This is a genomic window from Phenylobacterium sp. CCH9-H3 (assembly GCF_001557235.1).
Taxonomy (GTDB): domain Bacteria; phylum Pseudomonadota; class Alphaproteobacteria; order Caulobacterales; family Caulobacteraceae; genus Phenylobacterium.
On the sequence record NZ_LSJI01000217.1, the window covers coordinates 1 to 2226 of the forward strand.

Below are 2226 nucleotides of genomic sequence, written 5' to 3' on the forward strand. Positions count from 1 at the left end.
GGCAGGGCCTCGGCGGCGACCGGCGTCGTCTCGGCGGCCTCGGCGACCTCGGCGTCACCGCGGCCGCGGCCGCGGCCACGGGCCCGGCGGGCGCGCTTCGGCTTGTCCTCGACCTCGGGCAGTTCGACCCAGATGTCCTCGTCGCTACCGGAGTCACGGGCGATCGGCGCGGGGGCTGGCGCTTCGGCCTGGACCTGCGGCGCGGCCGTGGCGACCCCGGGAGCGGCTTCGGGCGCCGCCGGCGCGATCTTCAGGTCTTCCGCCGGGTCGTACCAGACGAACGGGTCGTCGCCGTAGGGCACCCAGGGGCGGACCCACGAGAACGCGTCCTGCGGACGGACGTCGTCGCGCATCCGGCGACCGCCACGGCGGCCCCGGCGACGGCGACGGCCCTCGCGCTCTTCCTCGGTCTCCGCGCGGGCCGGACGGGGCTCGCGCTCGGCGCGCGGCTCGCCACGGTCGGCGCGAGGCTCCTCGCCGCGGCGGCCGCGGCGGCGGCGGCGGCCACGTCCCCGGCGGCCTTCGCCGTCCTCCTCGCGCTCGCCGTCTTCACGGCGGTTGCGGGCGTGGGCCGCGTCGTCGTCGGTGTCCTCGCGCTCGAGGGCGTCCTCGTCCTCCTCGGGCAGGTCCTCTTCGTCCTCGTCCTCGAACGCCTCGTCGTCGAACTCGTCCTCGTCGACGGGAGCCGGTTCATAGGGCTGGACGGACGCCGGCAGGGCGCTGGCGTGGTCGGGACGGATCTCCATGGAGGTCCGCTCGATCACGTGATCGGCGTGCGCCATCTCGTCTTCGATGACCACGGTCACGAAGAGGCCGAAGGCGTGGTTCAGCCGCGCCAGGTGCGCACGCTTCTCGTTCAGGATGTAGAGGCCGACCGCGCGCGGCACCCGCAGGCACGCCTCACCGCCGCCCTTCAGCGCCTCGATCTCCAGGGCGCGCAGGGCGGCCAGGGCCGAGGATTCCACCGAGCGCACCCGGCCGGTGCCCTGGCAGTGCTCGCAGACGTGCGTCGTGCCTTCCAGCACGCCGGTGCGGCGGCGCTGGCGGCTGATTTCCATGAGGCCGAACGGGCTGATCTTGCCCATCTGCACCCGGGCGCGGTCGTCCTTCAGCGCGTCCTTGAGCTTCTTCTCGACGGCGCGGTTGTTCTTCGACTCATCCATGTCGATGAAGTCGATGACGATCAGGCCGGCCAGGTCGCGCAGGCGCAGCTGGCGGCAGGCTTCCTCCGCCGCCTCCAGGTTGGTCTTCAGCGCCGTGGCCTCGATGTTCCGCTCACGCGTCGAGCGGCCGGAGTTCACGTCGACGGCGACCAGGGCCTCGGTCTGGTTGATCACCAGATACCCCCCCGAACGAAGGGGCACGACTGGCGAATAGATCTGGCTCAGGTGGTCTTCCACCCGGTGCTTCACGAACAGCGGCGTCGGCTCGCGGTAGGCCATGACCTTCTTGGCCTGGCTCGGCATCAGCATCCGCATGAAGTCGCGGGCTTCCTTGTAGCCGGCTTCGCCCTCGACCCAGACCTCGTCGATGTCCTTGTCGTACAGGTCGCGGATCGTGCGCTTCACGAGGTCCTCTTCCTCGTAGATCAGCGCCGGCGCGATCGAGTGCAGCGTCTTCTCGCGGATGTTCTCCCACAGCCGCAGCAGGTAGTCGTAGTCGCGCTTGATCTCGGCCTTGGTGCGCTTGGCGCCCGCGGTGCGGACGATCAGGCCCATGCCCTGCGGCACGTCCAGGCTGGCGACCACGCTCTTCAGGCGCTTGCGGTCGGTGGCGGTGGTGATCTTGCGGGAGATGCCGCCGCCGCGGGCGGTGTTGGGCATCAGCACGCCGTAGCGGCCCGCCAGCGACAGGTAGGTGGTGAGGGCGGCGCCCTTGTTGCCGCGCTCTTCCTTGACGACCTGGACCAGCATGATCTGACGGCGGCGGATCACTTCCTGGATCTTGTAGCGGCGCATGAGCCGGCGGCGACGGCGCGCCAGCTCCTCTTCCATCACGTCGTCTTCGTCGTCGTCGCTGGCGGCCAGGTAGTCCGGATCGTCGTCCGCACGTTCTTCGGCCTCGCCGTCGTGGTCGGCGTTGCGGCTGCGGCGGCCACGGGCGGGACGCTCGTCGTCCTCGTGATCCTCGGCCTCCTCGCGCAGCAGCGCTTCGCGGTCGGCGAGGGGGATCTGGTAGTAGTCGGGGTGGATTTCGTTAAAGGCCAGGAAGCCATGGCGGTTGCCG

General features: G+C 70.9%; 1 protein-coding gene. It reads right to left on the bottom strand.

The annotated features are described in order from the left end of the window. On the bottom strand, positions 1 to 2226 hold a 2226-nt coding region (locus tag AX721_RS18920), incomplete at both ends, for a ribonuclease E/G (RefSeq protein WP_068877535.1).